Origin of the sequence: Streptosporangium sp. NPDC023825, assembly GCF_040639575.1 — a bacterium.
Taxonomy (GTDB): Bacteria; Actinomycetota; Actinomycetes; order Streptosporangiales; family Streptosporangiaceae; genus Streptosporangium.
This window is the reverse complement of record NZ_JBFAAE010000034.1, coordinates 40,096-62,385: the sequence shown is the minus strand read 5'-3', so window position 1 is coordinate 62,385 and position 22,290 is coordinate 40,096. Positions and strand designations below refer to the sequence as shown.

General features: G+C 73.5%; 15 protein-coding genes. 8 read left to right on the top strand and 7 right to left on the bottom strand.

What is annotated here, in order from left to right; all coding sequences use genetic code 11:
• Positions 1-445 precede the first annotated feature (445 nt).
• Positions 446-2,104: an asparagine synthetase B family protein gene (locus AB0G15_RS26555; protein ID WP_362844828.1), complete on the bottom strand. Its 1,659-nt coding sequence runs from the start codon at positions 2,102-2,104 to the stop codon at positions 446-448.
• A 71-nt stretch (positions 2,105-2,175) separates the two neighbouring features.
• Between AB0G15_RS26555 and AB0G15_RS26550 the strand changes: the two genes are divergently transcribed.
• The 6 genes from AB0G15_RS26550 (at position 2,176) to AB0G15_RS26525 (ending at position 9,907) form a co-directional block, all read left to right on the top strand.
• Positions 2,176-4,083, top strand: a complete 1,908-nt coding sequence (locus AB0G15_RS26550; protein ID WP_362844826.1) for a hypothetical protein — start codon at positions 2,176-2,178, stop codon at positions 4,081-4,083.
• A gap of 149 nt (positions 4,084-4,232) precedes the next feature.
• Positions 4,233-4,937 carry a DALR anticodon-binding domain-containing protein gene (locus AB0G15_RS26545; RefSeq protein ID WP_362844823.1) on the top strand — a complete coding sequence of 235 codons (705 nt, stop codon included), beginning with the start codon at positions 4,233-4,235 and terminating at the stop codon, positions 4,935-4,937.
• Positions 4,938-4,980: 43 nt separating this feature from the next.
• The gene (locus AB0G15_RS26540; RefSeq protein ID WP_362844820.1) at positions 4,981-5,793 is read left to right on the top strand and encodes a neutral zinc metallopeptidase; all 813 of its coding nucleotides are present in this window, start codon (positions 4,981-4,983) and stop codon (positions 5,791-5,793) included.
• Between the two features lie 185 nt (positions 5,794-5,978).
• Positions 5,979-7,361, top strand: coding sequence for a diaminopimelate decarboxylase (lysA, locus tag AB0G15_RS26535; protein ID WP_362844817.1), 1,383 nt, complete (start codon positions 5,979-5,981; stop codon positions 7,359-7,361).
• Between the two features lie 78 nt (positions 7,362-7,439).
• Complete coding sequence (locus AB0G15_RS26530) at positions 7,440-8,732, top strand: homoserine dehydrogenase (RefSeq protein WP_362844814.1); 1,293 nt, start codon at positions 7,440-7,442, stop codon at positions 8,730-8,732.
• Between the two features lie 326 nt (positions 8,733-9,058).
• A complete protein-coding gene (locus AB0G15_RS26525; protein WP_362844812.1) occupies positions 9,059-9,907 on the top strand; it encodes a polysaccharide deacetylase family protein in 849 nt (282 codons plus the stop codon).
• Between the two features lie 76 nt (positions 9,908-9,983).
• On the opposite strand, the gene AB0G15_RS26520 is transcribed toward AB0G15_RS26525, so the two are convergent.
• From AB0G15_RS26520 to AB0G15_RS26505, 4 genes are read right to left on the bottom strand one after another with little or no spacing between them, the layout of a single operon-like run.
• On the bottom strand, positions 9,984-11,831 hold the full coding sequence (locus AB0G15_RS26520) for a glycosyltransferase (RefSeq protein ID WP_362844810.1): 1,848 nt from the start codon (positions 11,829-11,831) through the stop codon (positions 9,984-9,986).
• Positions 11,828-13,750: a glycosyltransferase gene (locus AB0G15_RS26515; protein WP_362844807.1), complete on the bottom strand. Its 1,923-nt coding sequence runs from the start codon at positions 13,748-13,750 to the stop codon at positions 11,828-11,830. The genes AB0G15_RS26520 and AB0G15_RS26515 overlap by 4 nt, the downstream gene beginning before the upstream one ends.
• On the bottom strand, positions 13,750-15,582 hold the full coding sequence (locus AB0G15_RS26510; protein ID WP_362844804.1) for a glycosyltransferase: 1,833 nt from the start codon (positions 15,580-15,582) through the stop codon (positions 13,750-13,752). The genes AB0G15_RS26515 and AB0G15_RS26510 overlap by 1 nt, the downstream gene beginning before the upstream one ends.
• Entirely contained in the window at positions 15,579-16,034 is a 456-nt protein-coding gene (locus tag AB0G15_RS26505) for a hypothetical protein (RefSeq protein ID WP_362844801.1), read from the bottom strand. The genes AB0G15_RS26510 and AB0G15_RS26505 overlap by 4 nt, the downstream gene beginning before the upstream one ends.
• 449 nt (positions 16,035-16,483) lie before the next feature.
• Between AB0G15_RS26505 and AB0G15_RS26500 the strand changes: the two genes are divergently transcribed.
• Positions 16,484-18,256, top strand: a complete 1,773-nt coding sequence (locus AB0G15_RS26500; RefSeq protein WP_362844798.1) for a glycosyltransferase — start codon at positions 16,484-16,486, stop codon at positions 18,254-18,256.
• On the opposite strand, the gene AB0G15_RS26495 is transcribed toward AB0G15_RS26500, so the two are convergent.
• Positions 18,240-19,037, bottom strand: coding sequence for an SAM-dependent methyltransferase (locus tag AB0G15_RS26495; protein ID WP_362844795.1), 798 nt, complete (start codon positions 19,035-19,037; stop codon positions 18,240-18,242). The two genes, AB0G15_RS26500 and AB0G15_RS26495, sit on opposite strands and share 17 nt — an antisense overlap.
• A gap of 361 nt (positions 19,038-19,398) precedes the next feature.
• Positions 19,399-20,979, bottom strand: coding sequence for a glycosyltransferase (locus AB0G15_RS26490; protein WP_362844792.1), 1,581 nt, complete (start codon positions 20,977-20,979; stop codon positions 19,399-19,401).
• Positions 20,980-21,194: 215 nt separating this feature from the next.
• On the opposite strand from AB0G15_RS26490, the gene thrC reads away from it, so the two are divergent.
• Complete coding sequence (gene thrC, locus AB0G15_RS26485) at positions 21,195-22,253, top strand: threonine synthase (RefSeq protein ID WP_362844790.1); 1,059 nt, start codon at positions 21,195-21,197, stop codon at positions 22,251-22,253.
• The last annotated feature ends 37 nt before the right edge of the window (positions 22,254-22,290 follow it).

Genomic DNA, 22,290 nt, shown 5'->3' with positions numbered 1-22,290 from the left:
TGTGGCGCTTTCTGGGCCGAACACTACCAGCCGTCCGACGCCGTGGAACCCCCCTTGGCGTGGCACGTCGCCACCGCCCCACGGAATCGCCGCGCGCATCGCGCCGAGGCCGCGTAATCGTCGCGTCGCTCACCGTTTTCACGGACGAAACATCGGACGCCCCGGGAGAGCGGTCCCGCCCCGCACCCGCAGGTCAGGCCCGTACGCGCGCCGCCCGGAGAGAGTAAGGGCCGACCCCCGGTTCAGGGGTTCCGGGCCCGGTCCCCGAAGGCGCCGCGAGGCACCGCCGGACCACGTCATAGGGGTCCGGCGGGTGGGTCACAGGGGCCGGGCCGGGCCCGGGGCGGGGTGGGTTGGGCCCGGGAAGGGGTGGGTCCGGAGCGGGGCGAGCCGGGCCAGGCAAGCGGGCCGGGCCGGACCTGGGAAGGGGCGGGCCCGGGGCGGGTCAGGCCCAGGGAGGGGTGAGGTCGGGGAGGTCGTCCCGGTAGTCGCCGAGCCAGGCGCCGAACAGCACCAGGCCCCGTACCCAGAAGCGGTCGTTCCAGCCGTTGAACCGCGCGAGCCCGTCGGGGCCCTCGGCGATCACCGCGTGGAGCTGCTCCGACAGCAGCGAGGGCACGGCGGCGGCGACCCGGGTGAGCATCCGGTGCCCGTACTCCCTGGCGGGCGCGGCGGCCGAGCGGAGCGGGACCCGCTGGAGCGGCTGCTTGACCACGTTGGTGGAGGGCAGCGCGGCCACGCGCGGGTTGGCCGCGTACAGGATCTCGCGGTAGAAGCGCCCCTGGTCCTTGCGGTGCACGCCGACCGAGAGCGCCGCGTCGAAGAAGGCGGGGTGGATGAACGGCGCCGCGAACGAGGCCTCGGGGCCGACCAGGCTGACCGGCGAGCGGGCGATGCCCCGCGCGGTCCTGGTGTGCAGGACCGACAGCGGCAGCTCCGCCCGGTGGCCGTTGAGCATGGCGGTCGACTGGGTGAAGGCGTGCCCGACGCTGTCGGTGATCCAGGCCCCGGCCTCCTCCGACAGGAACGGCACGGACGGGGAGCCCAGCGTCAGCGAGCCGAGCAGCGCGGCCTTGCGCTCGGCCTGCGTGGAGGCGTCCAGCGCGGCCCCGCTGACCATGAAGTTCTTCAGCAGCGGACCCCCGGCCAGCCCGTCGACCAGGGTGCGGCCCGCCCGGTGCACCTCGCGGGCGAACGGGGTGTACCAGGCGTGGTGCGGGGTGAGGAACTCCAGCCGCCGCGCCGCGGCCAGCGCGTCGTCGGGGTAGGCGGCGGCGTCCTGGGGGATCACCCGGTGGCGCACGCCCAGCTCGCGGGTGATCGCCTTGGCGAAGACGATGTCGGTGTCGGTGCCGTCGTCGGGGCTGGTCGTCCACGACTCCACGTCGGCGCCGCGCGCCACCGCCACCGAGCACAGCAGCCGCGAGTCGTAGCCGCCGCTGACCGGCACCAGCAGCGGGCGCCCGTCGAACTCCTTGTAGACCTCGTGCAGGATCTCCAGGATCTCCCCGGCGGTCCGGCCCGCCTCGTAGGGCTCCTCGCGCAGCCACCTGGGCAGCATCCGCTCGACGCCGACCCGGCCCGCCGCCCGGTCGAAGACCAGCGCGCTCGCCCCCGCCAGCCGTTTCACCTGCGTGTACGGGGTGTCGTCGCGCAGCGGGAAGGTCATCTGGATGATCGAGGCCCAGGCGTCCCAGTTGATCTCGTACGGCGTGCGCGCCAGGGAGAGCAGCGGTTCCAGCAGGGAGGAGAAGTAGACGGCCCCGCCGTGGGACAGGTAGTAGACGTCGACGAGGCCGAGACCTCCGGCGTGCAGCGTGACCCGCTCGCCGTCGTCGATCAGGCCGGGCGTCTCGTAGGTCTCCGCCACGGTGATCCACGGGGCCGCCCCGCCGGGCGTGCGCTCCCCCCAGGCGAAGGCCCAGGTGCGCTCGTCCCGCTGGTAGGGAGGCAGCGGGGAGGAGCTGAACAGGGCCGCGTTCCCGGCCTGGAGGGCGGGTCTGACCCGCGGCCCGGCCCCGCGCAGCGTCTCCAGGACGGCCTCGTCGAGGTGCCCGATGCCACCGCAGACGTACGGCCTCACATTGAACGTCGGCCACTGCACCGTGCTGACTCCTCTGTGTCGCGATTGACCAAAGGGTATCCTTTCGCCCGGCTCACGAAACGGAGGACGGCGTGGCGGGCGAGCAACTCGAAAGCACACGACAGGCGTTGCGGGAGGCGGTGGCGCACGCGGAGAGGGCCTCCGAGCTGGCCCGCCTGCTTGACGCGGCACAGGCAAAGATCGCCGATGCGGAGCGTGCGGCCGAGGAACTGCGCGGGGTGAAGGAACTCCTGAGCGAGACCGAGGAGCGGCTGGAGGCCGCGAACGCGGCCGAGGAGAAGCTCCGCAAGGACTTGGCGGAGCAGCGCTACCAGGCCGAGGTGGCCAGGTGGAAGCTCTCCTCGGTGCAGGTGGCCCGCTGGTCGCGGCTGGGTGACGCGATCAAGACGGGCAAGAGCAACCCGGTGCGGCTGGCGCGCGGCCTGCGCGGGGCGGCCAAGCCGGCCAAGCGCCCGACCGCCCCCAAGCGCCAGCCGGTGCCGCGCAAGGCGGGCGAGAAGGCGCCCGCCCCCGGGGCGTCCTTCCAGGCCACCAGCTCCGTCAGGACCGTCGGCGGCAGGTCGGTGAAGCTCAAGCCGTACCGCGTGCCGACCGGCCCGAACACCCGCCCGCACCTGACCGCGGCCGTGATCGCCGCGCCGCACGGCGAGGCGCTGCTGCGCTACGAGTGGCGCCAGACCACCGGCTTCACGCCGAGGGACTTCGCCCGGGTGCTGGCCGCCGAGGTCCCGCACCTGCTGCTGGTCGAGTCGGTGACCGAGGGGCCGTGGGCCGCGGAGCTGCGCAGTCCCGACCAGGGGCTGCGGTCCCTGCTGGCCTGGTGCGCGGAGCGGGGCATCCGCACGGTCTTCTGGCACACCGAGGGCGAGCCCGGCGAGTTCGTCGCCGCGGCCAGGTTGTTCGAGCACGTGGTGACCGCGCTGCCCAGGTCCGTGGGGCCGTGGGGCGCCGCGCTGGCGGCCCAGGAGCCCGAGCAGGGGCGCCGGACGCCGTCGCTGGGAATCCTGCCCTTCGCCGTCCAGCCGCGCGTGCACAACCCGCTGCCGCTGGCCGGGGACCGGTTCGGGCGGGTGCTCTCGCTGGAGGAGCTGCTTCCCGGGCACCTGTCGTACCCGGACGTGCTCACCTCCTACCGCTGGCCCGTCGCGGTCGACTGCCCGCCGGGCACGGAGCCCTGGCGGATGGCCGAGCTGGCCGCCTGCGGCACCCCCATCGGCACCGAGCCCGACCCGCGCCGCGCCCACCTGGCGCTCCGCCAGGCGTACGCCTCGGGCACGATGACCGACAAGGTCGACGACCTGCTGGACGCGATCGGCCTGCCCAGCGGCAGGGCCACCCTCGACATCTCGGTGATCATGATCGACCGGGGCGACCTCGACTACGCGCTGGCCCAGGTCGCGCCGCAGAAGGGCGTCGTCCAGCTGGTGCTGCTGTCGGACGCCCCGGACGCCGTCGGCCGGGCCCGCGAGGCGATGCCCGACGGGGTGGACGTCGCGGTGCGCCGCTCCGACACCGAGCTGACCACGGGCGGCCTGCTCAACCGCGCCCTCGACCTGTGCCAGGGCGACCTGGTGGCGGTGATGGACGCCCGCGACCGGTACGGCGAGCACTACCTGACCGATCTCAGCCGGGCCTTCCTGTTCGCAGGAGCCGACATCGTGGGCAAGGCGGCCTACTACGCCCACCTGCGCGACGTCGCGGCGACGGTGCTGCGCCAGCCCTCGGCGGAGTACTCCTACCTGCCCGACGTGGCGGGGGCCACCCTGCTGGCCCGCCGCGCGGTCCTGCGGGGCATCGGCTTCGCCGACGTCTCGGACAACTGGGCCGAGGTACTGATGCGCCAGTGCCGCGCGGACGGGATCAAGGTCTTCTCCGCCGACCGCTTCGGGTACGTCTGCCTCCGCGACCGTGACCGCTGGCTGCTCGGCTCGGCCCAGCTCGTCGACTACGGCCCGGCCGACCCGCACGCCCTGGTCTGAGCGGGTCCCCGGGTAGGCGTTCGCCGCCGCGGCGGCGGACGGCCCGGCCGGTCCGCACGCCCCGGCCCGAGCGCGGGCCGTCCGGGGGCGTCGGATCGTCCGGGGGGCCGTCGGGCCGCCGGGATTCCGGGGGTCGTTAGGCTGCCGGGATGACGCCCGGCGCGCTCGGCGAGGTCCTCGGCCTGCCACCGATCCCCAGGGGGACGTGGGCCGGGGAGGCGCTCTACGTCTCCCCGGCCGCGCTGCGCCGGGGCGAGGACCCCGAGGAGACGGCCGGCCGGCTCCGCGCGCTGCCGGGGATCGCGGACGTCCGGGTGCGGCCCGGCGGTTTCCTGGAGATCGTGGTGGCGGTGCCCGGCGAGCTGGTCACGGAGATCGGCGCGGGCGCGCCCGCCGCCACGGGCGGGATCACGGGCGGGGCCGGGGTCACGGGCAGGGGCACGCGCGCGGCCGGGTCCCCGTGGGAGGACCTGCCCAGGACGTGGGCCAACCCCGGGTTCGTCGTCGGGTACGCGCACGCGCGGGCGGTCGCCGTACAGCGCTGGGCCGCGGAACTCGGCGTCGGCGGGGATTTCAGGCCCGAGCTGCTGGAGGGCCGCGAGGACCGGGCGGTGCTCAGGCTGCTGGCCGAGGTGCACGGCAGGCGGGTGAGCCGGGATCCCGGGTGGGCCGCCTACGCCGAGCAGCTGGCCCTGGCCTACCACGACGCGTTCGAGGGGGCCGCCGCGCTTCCCTCGGGGGACGAGGAGCCGTCGGAGCTCCACGCCGCCCGGGTGCGCCTGGCGCGGGCCGTGCGGGACGTGCTGGCCGAGGCGCTGGCGGCACTTGGCGAGACGGCGCCCGACAGATTGTGATAGACCCTCCCAAAGAAGCTTAAAAAGATCAGGGGAGAGGTGAATGGCCGGGCCCCGGGACTGGGAGGCGCGCGAGCCGCGCCGATCCGGGATGGTCCGGCGGGTGCTGCCGACCCTGCTCGCCTTCGCCGTCATCCTCGGCGGGCTCGCCTATCTCGGCGGAGACCTCAGGGAACTCCTCGGGACCGCCCCGGGCTCGTCCCGCTCGGCCGCGGCGACGCACCGCCTCTACCAGGAGACCCGGCCGGTCGACGGCCGTTGCGGCGCCCTTCCCCGGGACCTCGACGCCGACGTCAGGATGTCGCTGGAGGCCCTCGGCGGGTGCCTGGACCGGATGTGGGCGGACACCCTGGCACGGGCGGGCATCGACTACGAGCCGCCGGAGGAGGTGCGGCTGGTCGACGCCCCCGAGGAGGCCGCGTGCGGGATCGACGACTACGACTGGGCCGGGATCTACTGTCCCGAGCCGCACGTCGTCAACGTGCTGGTCGAGGGTGAGCGGGCCTTCCCGATGATGTTCACGCTCGCGCACGAGTACGCCCACCACGTCCAGGAGGTCAGCGGGATCGCCGACCGCAGAGGCTCGGAGGCCTTCGACGAGGCGTGGTCGCGGCGGCTCGAACTGCAGGCGGACTGCCTGGCCGCGGTGACGCTGCGTGCCGCCGCGCCGCGCCGGCTGGAGAGCCTGCGCCGTCTCGCCGGGCGCGGTTCCGGCGCCGACGAGGGCGTCGAGGCAGGCTACCGGCAGTCGCACGGCTCGGGGGCCAGCAGCGCCGAGTGGATGCGGCGCGGCCAGGAGGGCGGCACCGTGGGGTCCTGCAACACCTGGGCGGCTCCCGCCGAGTCGGTCTCCTGAACTCGCCCGGGTCTCCCGGAACGGGCTCGCTCCGGTCTCTCCAGAAGATCGTGTCGTCGTACGACGTTAAAATATGTCGTCAAAGTGGCGCATAACGTAAAAAGTTCGCGTGTTCGAGGTGGATCGCGTCTCGATAGGTGGGCAATCGTCTCAGGGGGATCACCGGGTCCGATAGCCTCGATCGGGTGAGTCGATTCGCCCACCCCGCCGGTGACCGGCATGCAGAAGTGCTGCCCGAGGAGCGCCCTCCGCACGCACCTGCCGATCTGAACACGCTCGACCCCACCATCTGGCCGCGAACGTCGAGCCGCGCCGGCGGCTCGATCACGATCGGCGGCGCGGATGTCAGGGACCTCGTCGAGGAGTACGGCACCCCGCTCTACGTGGTGGACGAGGAAGACTTCCGCTCCCGCTGCCGCGACTACGCGAGCGCGTTCTCCGGGGGCGAGGTCCACTACGCGGGCAAGGCGTTCCTGTGCCGCGAGGTCGCCCGCTGGATCATGCAGGAGGGCCTCGGCCTCGACGTCTGCAGCGCCGGCGAGCTCGCCGTCGCGCTCAGCGTCGGGTTCCCGCCCGAGCGGATCACCATGCACGGCAACAACAAGTCGCTCGCCGAGCTGGAGAAGGCCGTCGAGGTCGGGGTCGGGCACATCGTGGCCGACTCCTTCGAGGAGATCGCCCGCCTGGGCTTCCTCGCCGACAAGCACGGCAGGCGTCCCAAGGTGATGATCCGTGTCACCGTGGGCGTCGAGGCCCACACCCACGAGTTCATCGCGACCGCCCACGACGACCAGAAGTTCGGCTTCTCGCTGAGCAGCGGCGCGGCGGCGGAGGCGGCCAGGCGGATCCTCGCCCTGCCCCAGCTGGAGCTCGTCGGCCTGCACTCCCACATCGGCTCCCAGATCACCGACACCGCCGGGTTCGAGGTGGCCGCGGCCCGTCTGGCCACCCTCCTGGTCAAGATCAAGGACGAGCACGACGTCGTGCTGCCCGAGCTGGACCTCGGCGGCGGCTACGGCATCCCCTACGTCGAGGGCGACACCGCGCCCGACGTCAAGGAGATCGCCGACAACCTGCGGGAGATCGTCAGCAAGGTGGCCAGGGGCGCCGGCCTGCCGGTGCCCAAGCTCACCGTCGAGCCGGGCAGGGCCATCGCCGGGCTGGCCGGGGTGACCCTCTACGAGGTCGGCACGATCAAGGACGTCGAGGGCCTGCGCACCTACGTCAGCGTCGACGGCGGCATGAGCGACAACATCCGCACCGCCCTGTACGGGGCCGACTACACCGCGCGCCTGGCCTCCCGCGAGAGCGCCGCGAGGCCGATGCTCTCCCGCCTGGTCGGCAAGCACTGCGAGAGCGGCGACATGGTGGTGCGCGACCTGTGGTTCCCCGCCGACCTGGCCACCGGCGACCTGATCGCCGTCGCGGGCACCGGCGCATACTGCCGCTCGCTCGCCAACAACTACAACTACCTCCCCAAGCCCGCCGTGGTCGCGGTCAAGGACGGGGTGTCCCGCGTGATCGTCCGCCGGGAGACCGAGGACGACCTCCTGAGAGGACAGCTGTGAAACGACCCGGAGCGGCGGGGAAAGCCCGTAAGGCGGAGAAACCCGTCCACAGTGTGAGCGACAAGGGGGCGTGACCGCATGGCACTGAAAGTGGCACTGCTGGGATGCGGCGTCGTCGGCTCCCAGGTGGTCAGGCTCATGCACGAGCAGGCCGACGACCTCGCCGCCCGCATCGGGGCGCCGCTGGAGCTCGCCGGGGTCGCCGTGCGGCGCCTGGGCCGCAGGCGGGACGCCGACGTGGACCCCGCCCTGCTCACCACGGACGCCGAGGCCCTGGTCACCCGGGACGACATCGACATCGTCGTCGAGGTGATCGGCGGCATCGAGCCCGCCAGGTCGCTCATCCTGGCCGCGCTGAACAACGGCAAGTCGGTCGTCACGGCCAACAAGGCGCTGCTCGCCGAGGACGGCGCGACCGTCCACGCCGCGGCCAGGGCCGGCGACGCCGACCTCTACTTCGAGGCGGCCGTCGCGGGCGCCATCCCGCTGATCAGGCCGCTGCGCGAGTCGCTCGCCGGAGATCACGTGCACCGGGTGCTCGGCATCGTCAACGGCACCACCAACTACATCCTCGACCAGATGGACTCCAGCGGGGCCTCGTTCTCCGACGCGCTCGGGGAGGCGCAGGCGCTGGGCTACGCCGAGGCCGACCCCACCGCCGACGTGGAGGGCTTCGACGCCGCGGCCAAGGCCGCGATCCTCGCCGGGATCGCCTTCCACAGCCGGGTGACGGCCGCCGACGTGCACCGCGAGGGCATCACCGAGATCACCGCGACGGACGTGGCCAGCGCCAAGGCCATGGGATACGTCATCAAGCTGCTCGCGATCTGCGCCCGTTCCGACGACGGCAGGTCCTTCGGCGTACGGGTGCACCCGGCCATGATCCCCAGGACGCACCCGCTGGCCGGGGTCCGCGAGGCCTACAACGCGGTGTTCGTCGAGGCGCGCTCCGCCGGGCAGCTCATGTTCTACGGCGCGGGCGCGGGCGGCGCCCCGACCGCGAGCGCCGTGCTGGGCGACATCGTGGCCGTGGCGCGCAACGTGCTGGCCGGCACCCGGGGGCCGGAGGAGTCCACGTACGCCGACCTGGTCGTGCACCCGATGGGCGAGACCGTCACCCGCTACCACGTCTCCCTGGACGTCGCCGACAAGCCCGGCGTGCTCGCCAGGGTCGCCGACATGTTCGCCAAGCAGGACGTCTCCATCCAGACCGTCCGGCAGGAGGGGCACGGCGCGGACGCCCAGCTGGTGCTGGTCACCCACCGGGCCAGCGACGCCGCGCTCTCCGCCACGATCGAGGGCCTGCGCGAGCTGGACATCGTCCGCGACGTGGTGAGCGTCATGCGCGTCGAGGGCGAGGACACCCACTAGAGCGGCCGGGCCGGGCCGCGGTGGCCGGCCCGCCCGGCCCGCGCTGATTCGGCGTCGGCCTGTTCGGCCTGTCGGTCTGCTCGGCCCGTTGGCCTGTTTGGCCTGTCGGTCTGCTCGGCCCGTTGGCCTGCTTGGCCCGCGCCGGTTCGGCGCCGGCGCACTGGGCCCGCGCCGAACCGGCACGGGCGCGTCCCGCCGTCACCGGCGCTGCCTGGGGACCCGGTCCCGGCCCTCGCGGCGATCGCGCCATGCCGGCTCGGCATCGGGTTCCTGGGCATTTGGTAACAGATTATTTGGCGACCTCTATCGGCTTATAAGGTGCTTTCATGCTTTATTTGCCGTTCCGCGAAAGAGGGCTCACCGGGAAGGTCTTTCGCCGGGCGGCGGCGTTCGCCACGGCGCTGACCGTCGTGGCGGCGCTGGGCCCGGCGGCCCACGCGGCGGCCGAACGGCCCGCGAAGAAGGTCAGGACGGTCGTCGCGCTCACCTTCGACGACGGTGACTCCTCCCACCCCGCCGTGGCTCGCATGCTGGAGAAACGCGGCATGCGTGGAACGTTCTACGTCAACACCGAGACCGTCGGCGGTGAGCAGAAACTGACCCGCCGCGAGCTCGCCGGGATCGCCAGGAAGGGTCACGAGATCGGCGGTCACACGCTGACCCACGTACGTCTCACCGAGCTGACCCGCAGCGAGCAGGAGGGCCAGATCTGCGACGACCGCAGGACGCTGGTGGCGTGGGGGTATCGGCCCACCACCCTCGCCTACCCGTTCGGCGCGGTCGACTCCGACGCCATGGCGGTGGCACGGCGGTGCGGTTACGACGCGGCCCGCGGGGTCGGCGGGCTCAAGGAGTGGGGGTGCCCCGGTTGCCCGGCCGGTGAGACTCTCCGTCCGAAGAACCGCTACGACATCCGCACGCCGGGCTCCGTCCGCGAGGACACCCTGCTGCGGCACATGAGGCAGCAGGTCCTCAACGCCGAGAAGGGCGGTGGCGGGCTGGTCCCGATGGTGTTCCACCGCGTCTGCGACGACTGCGGCCTCTACTCGACGACTCCCGAGCTCCTGGGCCAGTTCCTCGACTGGCTGGCGAGCCGCAAGTCCCACGGCACGGTCGTGCGGACCCTGCAGAGCGCCGTCGGCGCCCGATACCGCCCCCTGCCCAGGCAGGAGTGACCGGGCCGCCGAGAACGCCCGGTGTCCGGGGCGTCATCGGCGGCAGGGCGTGGCGGCAGGGCATGGCGGCAGGGCGTCAGGAACCCTCGGTGAGCCTGCGGAGGCGGCGTGCGGCGCGGGCGAGCAGGGAGCGCTGCTGGGCCTGGCGCAGGGCGACGGCCTCCAGGCGGCGCTGCTCGGCCTTCTCCTTCCACCTGACGGTGTCGCGGCTGCCCTTGGCCGCCTTGGCCCGCAGCTCCTTCAGCTCGGCCTTGAGGGCGGCGACCTGCCGCTGGGCCCGCTCGGCCTCCCTCGCGCGCGACTCGGCCGCGGCCTTCCAGTGCGCGGCCTCCCGGTTGCGGTTCGCGGCCCAGGAGGGGTAGGCGCGGGCCGCGGGCCGCAGCTTCCACGACTCCGCGTCCAGCCAGGTCGCCCCGTGCAGGTCGGCGATCACGTCGTCGAGCCGCTCGCCCTCGCGGAGCACGCGCCTCGCCCTCGCGACGGCGGAGGTCCGCTCCAGCCGGGCGGCCAGCACTCCCGACTCGTCCTCGTCCAGCGCCACGAGCAGCAGGCCCTCGTCGTCCTTCTCCGCCTGCTCGATCAGCCTGGCCAGCGAGTCCGCCCCCGGTACCCACCCGGCCGGGCAGACCAGGCGGAACGGCGCGGGCGCCGAGGTCGGGGGGACCCGCTCGGCGAAGGAGACGCGACCGTCGTGGGCGTACTGGCCGCGCAGCAGCCGCAGGTCGAGCAGCGGGTCGTCCAGCGGTGCCGGACGCTCGCCGGCCAGTGACGCCCACGGCCCGGTCAGGGTGACGCGCACGTCGGGCAGGGTGCTGGCCAGCGCCCCGTCGGCGCTCGCCCTGACGTCCTCGAAGGAGGCGCCCCCGGCGTCCACCACGACGTCGACGTAGGGGACCAGCCACTGCCGGCCGGCGTCGGTGCGCAGGTGGCGACGGTAGGGGATCCGGTCGGCGATGAACGGGTCGTTGTGCCGCCGGACGTCCGCGGGCCTGCGCATGGCCGTCGTCGTGCCCAGGTGCCAGCTCAGCGCCTCGGCGTCGGGGACGAACACCGCGCCCGTCTGGGTGAGCCGGTAGCCGAGCTCGGTGTCCTCGCCGAGGGCAAGGGAGGTGTCCAGCCCTCCCGTCTCCCTCAGCAGGGCGGCAGGCAGCGAGACCGTCGCCCCCACATGGACGCGGTGCAGCAGGGAGCTGGGCGCGTCGCGGAAGTCGCGGTGGGCGGCGACGAGCTCGCCGATCCAGTCGTGCCCGTGCTCGGGATCCTCCTCGAAGAGGAGAGCCGCCCTGTCCTTGGCGACGGCGATCTGGACCTCGGCGGGGGAGGGCGGGATGCCGGCCATCGCGGTGAAGCGCAGCGTCCCCATGACCACCAGGTAGCCGGCCAGGTGGTGCCAGCGCATGTGCGCCTCGACGTGCTCCCGGTAGGAGACGATGTCGGCGTCCATCCGGTGGATCACCTGGCCGTCCGCGACGGCCGTGCCGGTCTCCATCGCCCGGGCGATGCCCCGGCGGTCGGAGGCGTCGCCGACGATCCGGGTGCGTTCCGGGGCGATCTCGGGGAGCCGCAGCGGGGGCGAGCTGCCGTCGTCCACGACGATCACCTCGAGGAGGTGGGAGGGGTAGGTCTGGGCGGCGAGCGCGGCCAGCGTGAGGTCGAGCCTGTCCTGCCGCCCCTTGGCGGGGATCACCACGCTCACCGTCAGGCGCGGCTCCCACGTGCCGAGGGCGGGCGCGGCCAGCACCCCGTAGTCGTTGCCCGGGATCCGCGGGACGGCCACGTCGCCTCCGGCCGGGGCCGGCGGGACGTTCGCGCCGCCTCCGGCCGGGGCCGGCGGGACGTTCGCGCCGCCTCCGGCCGGGACCGGCGTCGCGTACGGCGCGCCGGGGACGTACGGCGCGTCAGGGCGGATCCGCGACGTGCTCACGGTGCCTCCCGGGGGAGTTCCATGAGCGCGCTGGGCCGGAAACCGCGCCACTGGCGCTTGTTGCGCCGCAGGAACGTGCCGATCGGCTCGCGCCAGGTGTGGTTGGCGACGTTCCCGCGCCGCAGGATGTAGCCCAGGCCCTGGGTGCGGTAGATCTGCCCGCCCGCGGCCTGCACGGCGTGCTGGAACTGGGCGTCGATCGTGCCGGGCATCGGACGGAAGCCGCCCACGGCCTCGAAGGCGGAGCGTTCGGAGAAGATCGTTCCCCCGGCGATGAAGTTGGTGATCTGCTCGGTGATCTGCTCGCGGTGGACGGTCACCCCGATCGAGGCGAGATAGACGAACTCGGGGACCATGCCCACGACCTGGGCGCCCGAGTAGGAGTGGGCCAGCAGCAGATCGGAGACGAAGTCGGGCCCGTACCAGTCGTCGTCGTCCATCTTCAGCAGGAACGACCCCGACGCCCTGGCCGCGGCCTGGTTCAGCACGGTCCCGAACACGGTCCGCCCGTCTGCCTCGACCACGGTGACCGGCCGCTCGAAGGACGCCAGTGCCCCGGCCACGCCCGGATGCGTCGCGGGGACGCCGTGCAGCGCGAGGATCACCTCGAACTCGGCGCCGCGCTGCCTGGCCAGCTGCTCCAGCGCGAAGCCCACCATGTCCGGGCGGCGGGTGACGAGCAGCACCGAGACCGTCGGCACGGGCGCCACGGGGGCGCCCAGCTGCTCCCAGCGGGCGCGGACCCCGTGGAGGCGCAGCGCCTCGCGGCGCAGCCGGATGCTGTGCTCCTCGCGCTCCAGGTCGTCCTTGAGCGCGGGCACGTCGACCGAGGTGATCAGCCTGGCCAGCTCGGGGCCGAGGGCGCCCGCCCAGCGCGGCACGGCCTCGGCGACAAGGGGAACCCCGGCCGCCGCCAGCCCCGTGACGACCCGCAGCGCGGCCGCGGGGCCGGTGTGGCTGCGCTGCCAGTCCACCCGTACCCCTCTGACCTGCCTGATCCGGTTGACGTCCACGTCCGTGACGCGGCCGGAGGCGTCGAAGGAGGTGAGCGTCCTGCCCTCGCAGGTGATCGTCCAGCGGCCGGACTCGGAGGACAGGTCGGCCGTGCCGAGGGACGGCACGGTGACGAAGTTCATGGGGTTGACGGAACGGTCGTCGACGGGGGGGATGGTCCAGGGCTCGGACAGGTCGCCCAGTCCGTTCTCCAGGATCCTGCCGCCACCGGGACGGCCGAGCCTCTCCCAGGTCATCAGCCCGGCGACCGGGCGGTCGATCGAGGTCTCCGCGCCGGTCCACGGCGGCGGCTCCTCGCCGACCGTCCGCACGACCAGGTCGGCGCCCCGGGCGCCGAACCTGTCGGGGACGGGCCCGGGCGGGGGGGCCGGGGCCGCGTTCGGGTCGCCGGGGCGCCAGTGGGCCGCGCCGGGCCCGGCCAGACCGCCGACGGGCCCGGCGACGGCGTCCATCCGGTGCCCGCCGAACGCCCTGGCGGTCGCGGCGAGCGTCCGTCCCGCCGGTACCGGCTTGGAGAAGCTCGCCTCGACCACCCAGGCGTGCTGTTTCGGCTGGTGGACGCGGAGTTCCACGAGAGCGCGCCAGCGGTGGGCGGGGGTGGGGGAGATCACCGGCGCGGTGTACCAGTGCGGCGTCTCCCGCACGGCGACGACGACCCGGGGGGCCATGGGCAGCAGCGACTGCAGGCTCGCGGCCCTGCGGACGTCGGTCGCCGTGCGGGCGAGCACCAGGATCTCCGCGGCGCCCTCCTCGGCGCGCGGGATACCGTCGAGGTCGCCGTCGAGGTCCATCGCCCCGTACGCCTCCAGCTCGCCGAGTGTCTCGAAGCCCGCGCAGTAGACGAGGACGCGTCGCTTGCCGCTCCGCTCCAGGGCGGCGCGGACCAGTTCGATCAGAAAGGACATCAGCCGGTCTTCCCCCGACGCCTGGCCATGGAGGTGATCCTCCCCAGCGGGCCGCGCCGCCGCTCGGCCGCCAGGCGCGCGGCCTCCGCCCGCAGCCGTTCCGTCTCGGCGCGCAGGCTCTCCACCTCGTCTCGCAGGCCCTCCGCCTCGCGCTTCCAGCGCGCGGAGTCGGCCCGCCACTTCGCGGTGTCCCCGGCGACGGGCTCCGCCTCGCCGGCGGTCGTCACGCCGACCTCCGCGGCGCTCACCCAGAGCGAGCCGAACATCTCGTGGACGGCATCGTCGAGGTCGGCACCGGGGTCGCCGCCGGGTCCGTCGTTCACCAGCGCCGCCCTGGCGAAGGCGGCGGTGCGCTCGAACCTGGCCGCCCTGACCCCGGAGGCCCCCTCGTCGAGCGCCGCGCTCAGCAGCCCGTACTCCTCGCGTTCGGCGAGTTTGACCAGCTCGGCCAGGCTGTCGGCGCCGAGCGCCCACCCGGCGGGGAAGGTGAGCCTGAACGGCGCGGGAGCCGAGCCCGCGGGCACCTCCTCGGTGAAGGAGACGCGCGGCTCGTGGACGTACAGGTTGCGCACCAGGCGCAGGTCGAGCAGCGGCTCGTCGAGGGAGGGGCGGCGTCCGGCGGGAAGCTCCGACCAGGGCCCGACCACGGTGACGGCGACGTCGACGAGGGTGCCCGCGAGCGCGGAGTCCACGCTCGCCCGTACGTCCTCGTAGGAGGCGCCGCGGGCGTCGACGACGACGTGCACGTACGGCACCAGCCAGGCCCTGCGCGGGTGGGTGCGCAGCCAGCGCAGGTCGGGGATGAGGTCGGGCAGCACCGACCAGTTGTGCCGGTGCACCTCCTTCTCCCGGATCATGACCGTGGACGGCCCGAGGTGCCAGGCGCGGGCCCGCGGGTCGGGGACGAAGACCGCGCCCGCCTGCGCGAGGCGGAAGCCGAGATCGGTGTCCTCACCCATGTTCAGCGTGGTGTTCACCCCGCCGACCGAGCGCAGCATCGCCACGGGGACCGAGGTGGTGGCGCCCGAGTGGAGCCGGTAGGCCCCGGCGCCCGCGTCCCGCAGCCACCGGGTCTCCTCCAGCACCCCGGCCCGCCACTCGTGCGGCGCGGACTCGTCGAACAGCTTCTCCGCGTCCCCGGCCTCCACCGCGGAGAAGACCTCCCTGGCGGAGGGCCCGGCTCCGTCGTGGGCGGAGGGAGTGAAGCGGACGTCGCCCATCACGACGGCGTAGGGGGCGAGATGGTGCCAGCGCATGTGCGCCTCGACGTGCTCCCTGTCGAGGATCATGTCGGAGTCGACCCAGTGCAGGACGTCGCCCGCCGCCGCGGCGGCGCCGGTCTGGCGGGCCCAGCCGCGTCCCCATCGGCCGTCCGGCACCCTGACGAGCCTGGTGTTGGCCGGGGTGATCTCGGGGACGCGCAGCGGCGGGTCACTGCCGTCGTCGGCGACGACCACCTCCATGAGGTGCGCGGGGTAGGTCTGCGCGGCCAGCCCGGCGAGCGTGCGCTCCAGGGCCTCCTGGCAGTCATGTGCCGGGATCACCACGCTCACCCTGAGCCGGGGCTCCCATCCGCCCAGGTCGGGCGGGAGCAGCGACCCGTAGTCGTTGTGCCTGATCCTGGCGCGCGGGACAGCGGCCCGGCCGGCCCGCTCATCCCGCTCATCCCGGCCGGCGCGACCGGCTCGATCGGACCGCTCACCCCGTTCACCCCGGTCGACGCGGCCGGCCCGATCGGCCCGCCCGTCCCGGCCGGCGCGGTCGTCGCGCGGGCCGGCGGAAGGGCGGGCGGACGGGGCGGCGCCGGATATGGCGAAGCCGGTTCCGGTCACGCCTTCCCCTCCGCTCTCTCCTCCGCGGCCAGGCGCGGCAGCAGGTCGTGGACGATCTCCTCGATCTCCTGGCGCCGGGGTACGGAGGCCAGGCGGTCCTCTCCCAGGGAGACCAGGATCGCCTGCAGGTCCTCGTCCCGCTTGCGCTCGTGATCCTTGAGCAGCTCGACGATCTCGTCCAGCCGCCGGTCCAGCCGCTGGGCGGCCGTCTTGACCGTGGCCAGCTCCGCCTCGTAGCGCTTGACCCGGGCGTCGATCCGCTGGGCCTTGCCGTCGACCCTGCGTACGGTCGCGACCGCCAGCACCTGGACGGCGAGTACCGTCGCGATCGCGCCGAGCACGATGGCCGCCGTGACCGAGATGGTCCCGGTGCTCGCGAGCAGTGTCAGCGCGATCAGGAACACCGGGCCGAGGGCCGCCGCCAGAAGCGTCAGTTTTCGGGGCGTGGGCATCCGCGCTTACCTTCCGTGCCGCTCTGTCTTTACCTGTCTTTGTGGGTGGTAAATGAGGCTATCGGCTCCTCAAGTGCAGATACGGCGATAAATAGGAAATTCGAAGGTTCCTGTGACCTGTGTGACAGCTGTGAGTGTCTGTTGGTGATCCTCCATGTCAAGTGTGATGTGCGGTGAGAAGCGATCTTCCCACCTCGCTATCCTTCGCTCGTGCCCGCGCAGCCGACCGCCCTTCCCCCGCCCCCTCCCGCCGTCCCGGCGAGCCTCCCGCGGCCGGTGCCGGGGGCACGCGCCCCCGGGGTCCACGGGGGTCGCGGGGTCCGCGACGCCCACGGTTCTCACCGCCCGGCCGGCACCGAGCACACCTGGAGGCTCTCCCCGGCCCGTCTCCCGCGCGCCGCGCCGAACCGGTGGCGCGGTCTCCGCCCGAGCCCGATCCTGGAAGCGCCATGACAGCACGGATCGCCGGTAACGACTACCGGAGCCTCACTCCGCCCGCCCTGGGCTCCTGGACCCCCTCGCTCCGGGTCAGCGTCGTCGTTCCCGCGTACGGCGACCAGGAGAAACTCGACCTGGCACTCGCAGGGCTGGCCTCGCAGACCTACCCGGCCGCGCTGACCGAGGTCGTCGTGGTCGACAACGGCAGCAGCCCGCCGCTGCGGCTACCGTCCCTGTGCCCCGCGGACACCCGCCTGATCGTCTGCCCGGTTCCCGGCCGCGCCCACGCCCGCAACGCCGGGCTGGCGGCCGCCACCGGCGACGTGATCCACTGGCTCGACTCCGACGTGGTCCTGGACCGCAGGTCGGTCGAGGCGCACATGCGCTGGCACCACGCCGCCCCGTACCTCGTGGTGACCGGTTACCTGCGTTTCACCCCGGCCGGACTGCCGGCCCCCGAGGTGGTCGCCGCCGCCGACGACCTGGCCAAGCTCTTCGAGCCCGCCGAGCCGCACGCCTGGCTGGTCGACCTGGTCGAGCGCACCGACGGCCTCACCGCCAACCCGCACCGCGCGTTCAGCCTGCACGTCGGCGGCGCGACCTCGGTCAACGCCGCGCTGCTCGCCGCCGCGGGGCCGATGGACACCGACCTGATCCTCGGCCAGGACACCGAGATGGGCTACCGGCTCGCCCAGGCGGGCGCCGTCTTCGTGCCCGAGCCGCTGTCGCGGGCCTTCCACCTGGGCCCGACGATGCGCATGCGCGACAAGGCCCCGATCGACCGGGTCAGCCACGCCTTCGTGGCCGACCGGATCCCGTCCTACCGCTGGCTCCGCTCCCACCCGGCCCGGCAGTGGAAGGTCCCGTACGTGGAGGTGGTCGTCGAGCCCGCGGGGCGGCCGGGGAAGGGCTACGCCTACGACGAGGTCCGTGCCACCGTCGACGCCGTCCTCGCCGGCACCCTGCCCGACGTCGCGGTCACCCTCGCGGGGCCGTGGGACCGCGTCGGCGCCGAGGGACGCGCTCCCCTGAAGAACCCCGACCTGGACCTGGTGCTGATCCGCGGCCACTACGCCCACGAGCCCAGGGTCCGCTTCGTCCAGGAGGTCTCCGCGGCCTCCGCCGCCCCGGCCCTCCCTCCCGACCCGCCCGGCGGCTCCGCCGCGCCGGCGAGCCCCGCCTGGGCGGTTCCGTACCGTCTGCGGCTGCCCGCCGGATGGGTGCCCGGCGAGGACACCCTGGCCCGCCTGCTCGACCTGGCGAGGGACGAGGGGTACGGCCTGGTCTCGGTGCTGCTGGCCGAGGAGGACGACGCGGCCGGTGGGGACGGCGGCGCCGGCGGCCCGGCGGGCCCGGTGGGCACGGCCTCGGGGAGGACGGTCGTCAGGGCGCGGCTGGAACGTGCCGCCGCGTTCGCGCGCGCCGCGATCGTGCTGGAGGAGGGGGAGGACCTCGACGACGCCGTGGACGACACCTTCGGCGTGATCTGGGTGGACGGCGAGACCTACGGGTTCGCGCCCGAGGCCGGTGTTTTCACCGGCCGTCGCGGCGCCTACCGCGCCAGGGCCGAGGCGGCGGCGGAGGTGGCCCGTCTCACCAAGGAGGCGGAGCGGCTCCGCGAGCAGGTGGCCAAGTGGCGAGACGAGGCGGGCCGCTGGCGCAGGAGCACGGTCGAGCTGCGCCGCGAGGTCGGCACCCTGCGCAAGGAGCTGGCCGCCGCCAGGAAGGTCGTCCAGTACGGGCTGCTGTCCTCCGTGAAACGGGTCATCACCCGCCGTCGCTGACGGCGCCGACGCCCCCGAGGAAGTAGGAGCCGATGTTCCTGTACGGCACGGCGGTGCCGGGCTCCGGCCGCCACTCGGGCAGGTTGACGACGCCGGGCTCGACCACGTCGAAGCCGTCGAACAGGCGGACGATCTCCTTGCCCGTACGGCCGACGAAGGACGAGGAGGCCCGGTCGTAGACCTTGGCCACCCCGTCCGAGGCCTCCGGGCGGGCGTCGACCGCGGCGTGGGACAGGACGAGGTGGCTGCCGGGCGCCATGGCCCGGCGCAGGGTGGCGATGATGCCCAGGGGGTCGTCCTCGTCCGGGACGAAATGCATGATCGCCAGCAGGAGGACCCCCACCGGCCGGTCGAAGTCGATCGCCGCGCGCACGTCCGGATGCTCCAGGATCTCCCCGGGCCGGCGCACGTCTCCCTCGACGATGGTCACGTTGTCGTTCGTGCCGAGGAGCGCCCTGCCGTGGACCAGGACGGTCGGATCGTTGTCGACGTAGACGACCCGCGCTCCGGGGGCGACCTGGTGCACGTTGTTCTGGGTGGGCAGCCCGGCGCCGATGTCGAGGAACTGGTCGATTCCCGACTCGGCGAGGAAACCGACCGCACGGCCCAGGAACGCGCGGTTGGAGAGGGCGCCGTGCCGGGCCTCGGGGATTATCTCCAGGACCTTCTCCGCGGCCTGCCGGTCCGCCGGGAAGTTGTCCCTGCCTCCCAGGTAGTAGTCGTACATGCGCGCGACGTTGGGGATATGCGTCTGGACACCCTTGGGTATCTGGTCGGCCACGTGCCGCTCCCAGGTAATGAAATTTCCAGAATTATGTAGATCATAACCACACGTGCTATTTAGAGAAGCCCTTATTGGAGAAGCCCTTATCGGATTGACGAGATCGCGTCACGACCGGCTCTCGCGCCGTGCGCCCGGCCCCCTCGCGCCCGCTGCCAGGCCCTCCTCCTGAGCCGTGCGCCGGGCCCCTCGCGCCGTGCGCCCGGGCTCCTGTCGCGCCCGCTGCCAGGCCCTCCTCCTGAGCCGTGCGCCCGGCCCCTCATGTCGTGCGCCCGGTCTCCGGCTCGCCGACGGCATCGGCCGGCATCGGCTGCTCGGCCGGCTCCGACGCCCCGGTGGCTCGGCCGCCACGGGCCGCCGCTCAGTTCCTGAGGGCGGTGCGGAGCCTGCCGAGAAGGGAGTCGCGTCCCTCCTGGCGCCTCCCCTCCCCGCGTTTCTCCTCCTGGCGCCGCTGCTCCTGTCCGGGGGCCCGCTCCACCGCGGGCCTCGCGGCCTCCCGCCCATGGGCCTTGGCCCCGGGCGAAGCCGGAACCCGGGCGGGCGGCGGGGGCGTGGGCCCGGCCGGCCAGAACTCCGGCCGGTCGCCGCGCCGCACACCGTGGGTGGCCTCGATCGACGCGGCGACGTCGTCCGCGCCGAGCAGTCTCGCCCGGCCCAGTGCCTCGGTCCGCTCCAGCGTCGCCTCGCCGTCGCCGCCGAGCTCGACGACGAGCATGCCCGAGCGGTCGTCCTGCATCACGCGGATCATCCGTTCCAGCGTGTCGCGTCCCAGCGGGACCGAGACCGGGCCCGTGTAGCGGAACGGGATCGGGGCGGGGGTGGCGGAGACCTCGTCGGCGAACCGCACCCGCTCGTCGTGGGCGAAGTGCTCGCGCAGCAGTCGCAGGTCGAACAGGGGGTCGTCCAGCACCGGCCGGCGGTCCCCGGACAGTTTCGACCACGGGGCGACCAGGGTGACGATCACGTCGCCTAACGACCCGTCGAGCGCCGCGCCCACCGCCTCGCGTACCCGCTCCTCGGGCCCGTCGGTGTGGAGCACCACCTCCACGTACGGGACCAGCCAGTGGCGTCCCCGGTCTTTGCGCAGGTCACGGCGGAGCGGCACCCGGTGGGCCAGGTAGGGGGCGACGACGCGCACCGCCCGCTGCGGGTCGCGGCGCTGGGCGGGAAGCCCCAGATGGACGGCCTGGGCGGCCATGTCGGGGACGAAGACCACGCCGTGCGCGGCCAGCCGGTAGGCGAACTCGGTGTCCTCGCCCCGCAGCACCTGCGGATCCACCCCGCCCACGGCGTGGAAGATCTCGCGCCGCATCGACACCGTCGGCCCCGTGCACACGTGGTAGGGGTTGCGGCTGGCTCGCAGGCCGTCGGTGCGGGAGATCGTCTGCTCGGTGGAGCTGGGCAGGGCGCCCGACAGGTCGAAGAGGGAGCCCAGCGAGCCCGCCCGCACGCCCTCGTGCACCTGCGCGGCCGCCAGCGCCGGCTCCTCGACGAACTTCTTCGCGCCGATCGTGACCAGATATCCGGCCAGGTGGTGCCATCGGGCCAGCGCCTCGATGTGCTCGCGGCAGACGACCATGTCGGCGTCGAGACGCTGGATGATCCGTCCCTCCGCGAGGGCGGCGCCGGTGTTCACCGCGTGGGCGATGCCCCAGCCGGAGGAGCCGGTGGTCACGATCCTGGTGCCACCCGGGGCGATCTCCGGCAGCCGCAGCGGCGGTTCGCTGCCGTCGTCGACCACGATCACCTCCATGAGGTGGTCCGGGTAGGTCTGCGCGGCCAGTGCGGCGAGGGTGAGGTCGAGCCTGTGCTGCCCGCCGTGGGCCGGAATGATCACGCTCACCGGGAGCTCCGGATCCCACTCGCCGAGCGCGGGCGGGTCCAGGGGCGAGTAGTCGTTGTGCCGGATCGGTGGCAGGTCCGCCGCCGTGCCGCCCGTCATGATGTGACACCCCTTGTCGTGTTCCCCGTCTGTCAAGCTCTGTCAAGCCCCGCAGACCATACCGGCCGATCCTTAGAGTTCCCTGGGGACAGGACGCCCGGCTTGTCCATTTGGTGGACAACGCATCCCAGAGCCGAACGTGTTGCCCGTAGACTCGTTTTCCAATACCGCAGGTAGCACGCGCACGGACCGGCCGCGCGCGGTGAGGAGCAATCATGACCAGGGCGTGGCGTGGCCTCATCGAGGAGTACCGTGACCGACTGCCGGTGACCACGGCGACGCCCGTCGTCACGCTCCTGGAGGGCGGCACCCCGCTCGTCCCGGCGAACCGGGTGTCGGCGCTGACCGGCTGCGAGGTCTACCTGAAGGTCGAGGGCCTCAACCCGACCGGAAGCTTCAAGGACCGTGGCATGACCATGGCCATCAGCAAGGCCGTCGAGGACGGGGCGAAGGCCGTCATCTGCGCCTCGACCGGCAACACCAGCGCCTCCGCCGCCGCCTACGCGGTCCGCGCGGGCCTGACCTGCGCCGTGCTGGTCCCCCGGGGAAAGATCGCGATGGGCAAGCTGGCCCAGGCGCTGGTCCACGGCGCCAGGCTGCTCCAGGTCGAGGGGTCCTTCGACGACTGCCTGGAGATGACCAGGAAGCTGTCGGAGAACTACCCGATCGCGCTGGTCAACTCGGTGAACCCGTTCCGGCTCCAGGGCCAGAAGACCGCCGCCTTCGAGATCGTCGACACGCTCGGGGACGCCCCCGACATCCACTGCATCCCGGTCGGCAACGCGGGCAACATCTCGGCGTACTGGATGGGCTACACCGAGTACGCCCGGGACGGCGTCGCGACGAGGACTCCGCGCATGTTCGGTTTCCAGGCCAGCGGCGCCGCGCCGATCGTCAACGGCGCGCCGGTGACCCACCCGCACACGATCGCCACCGCGATCCGCATCGGCAACCCGGCCTCGTGGCAGCTCGCCGAGGCCGCCCGCGACGAGTCCGGCGGTGTCATCCAGGCCGTCACCGACCGCCAGATCGCCGCCGCGTACAAGCTGCTCGCCCAGGAGGAGGGCGTGTTCGTCGAGCTCGCCTCCGCCGCCAGCGTGGCGGGCCTCCTGCAGGCCCACGCGCAGGGGCTGGTCGAGCCCGGGCAGCGCGTCGTGTGCACGGTGACCGGAAACGGTCTCAAGGACCCCGACTGGGCCATCTCGGGCGCGCCCACCCCGGTGACGATCCCGATCGACGCGCACGCCGCGGCCACCGCCCTCGAACTCGCCTAGTGGACCTCAGGAGAAGCGACGTGCCCCCCACCTTCCC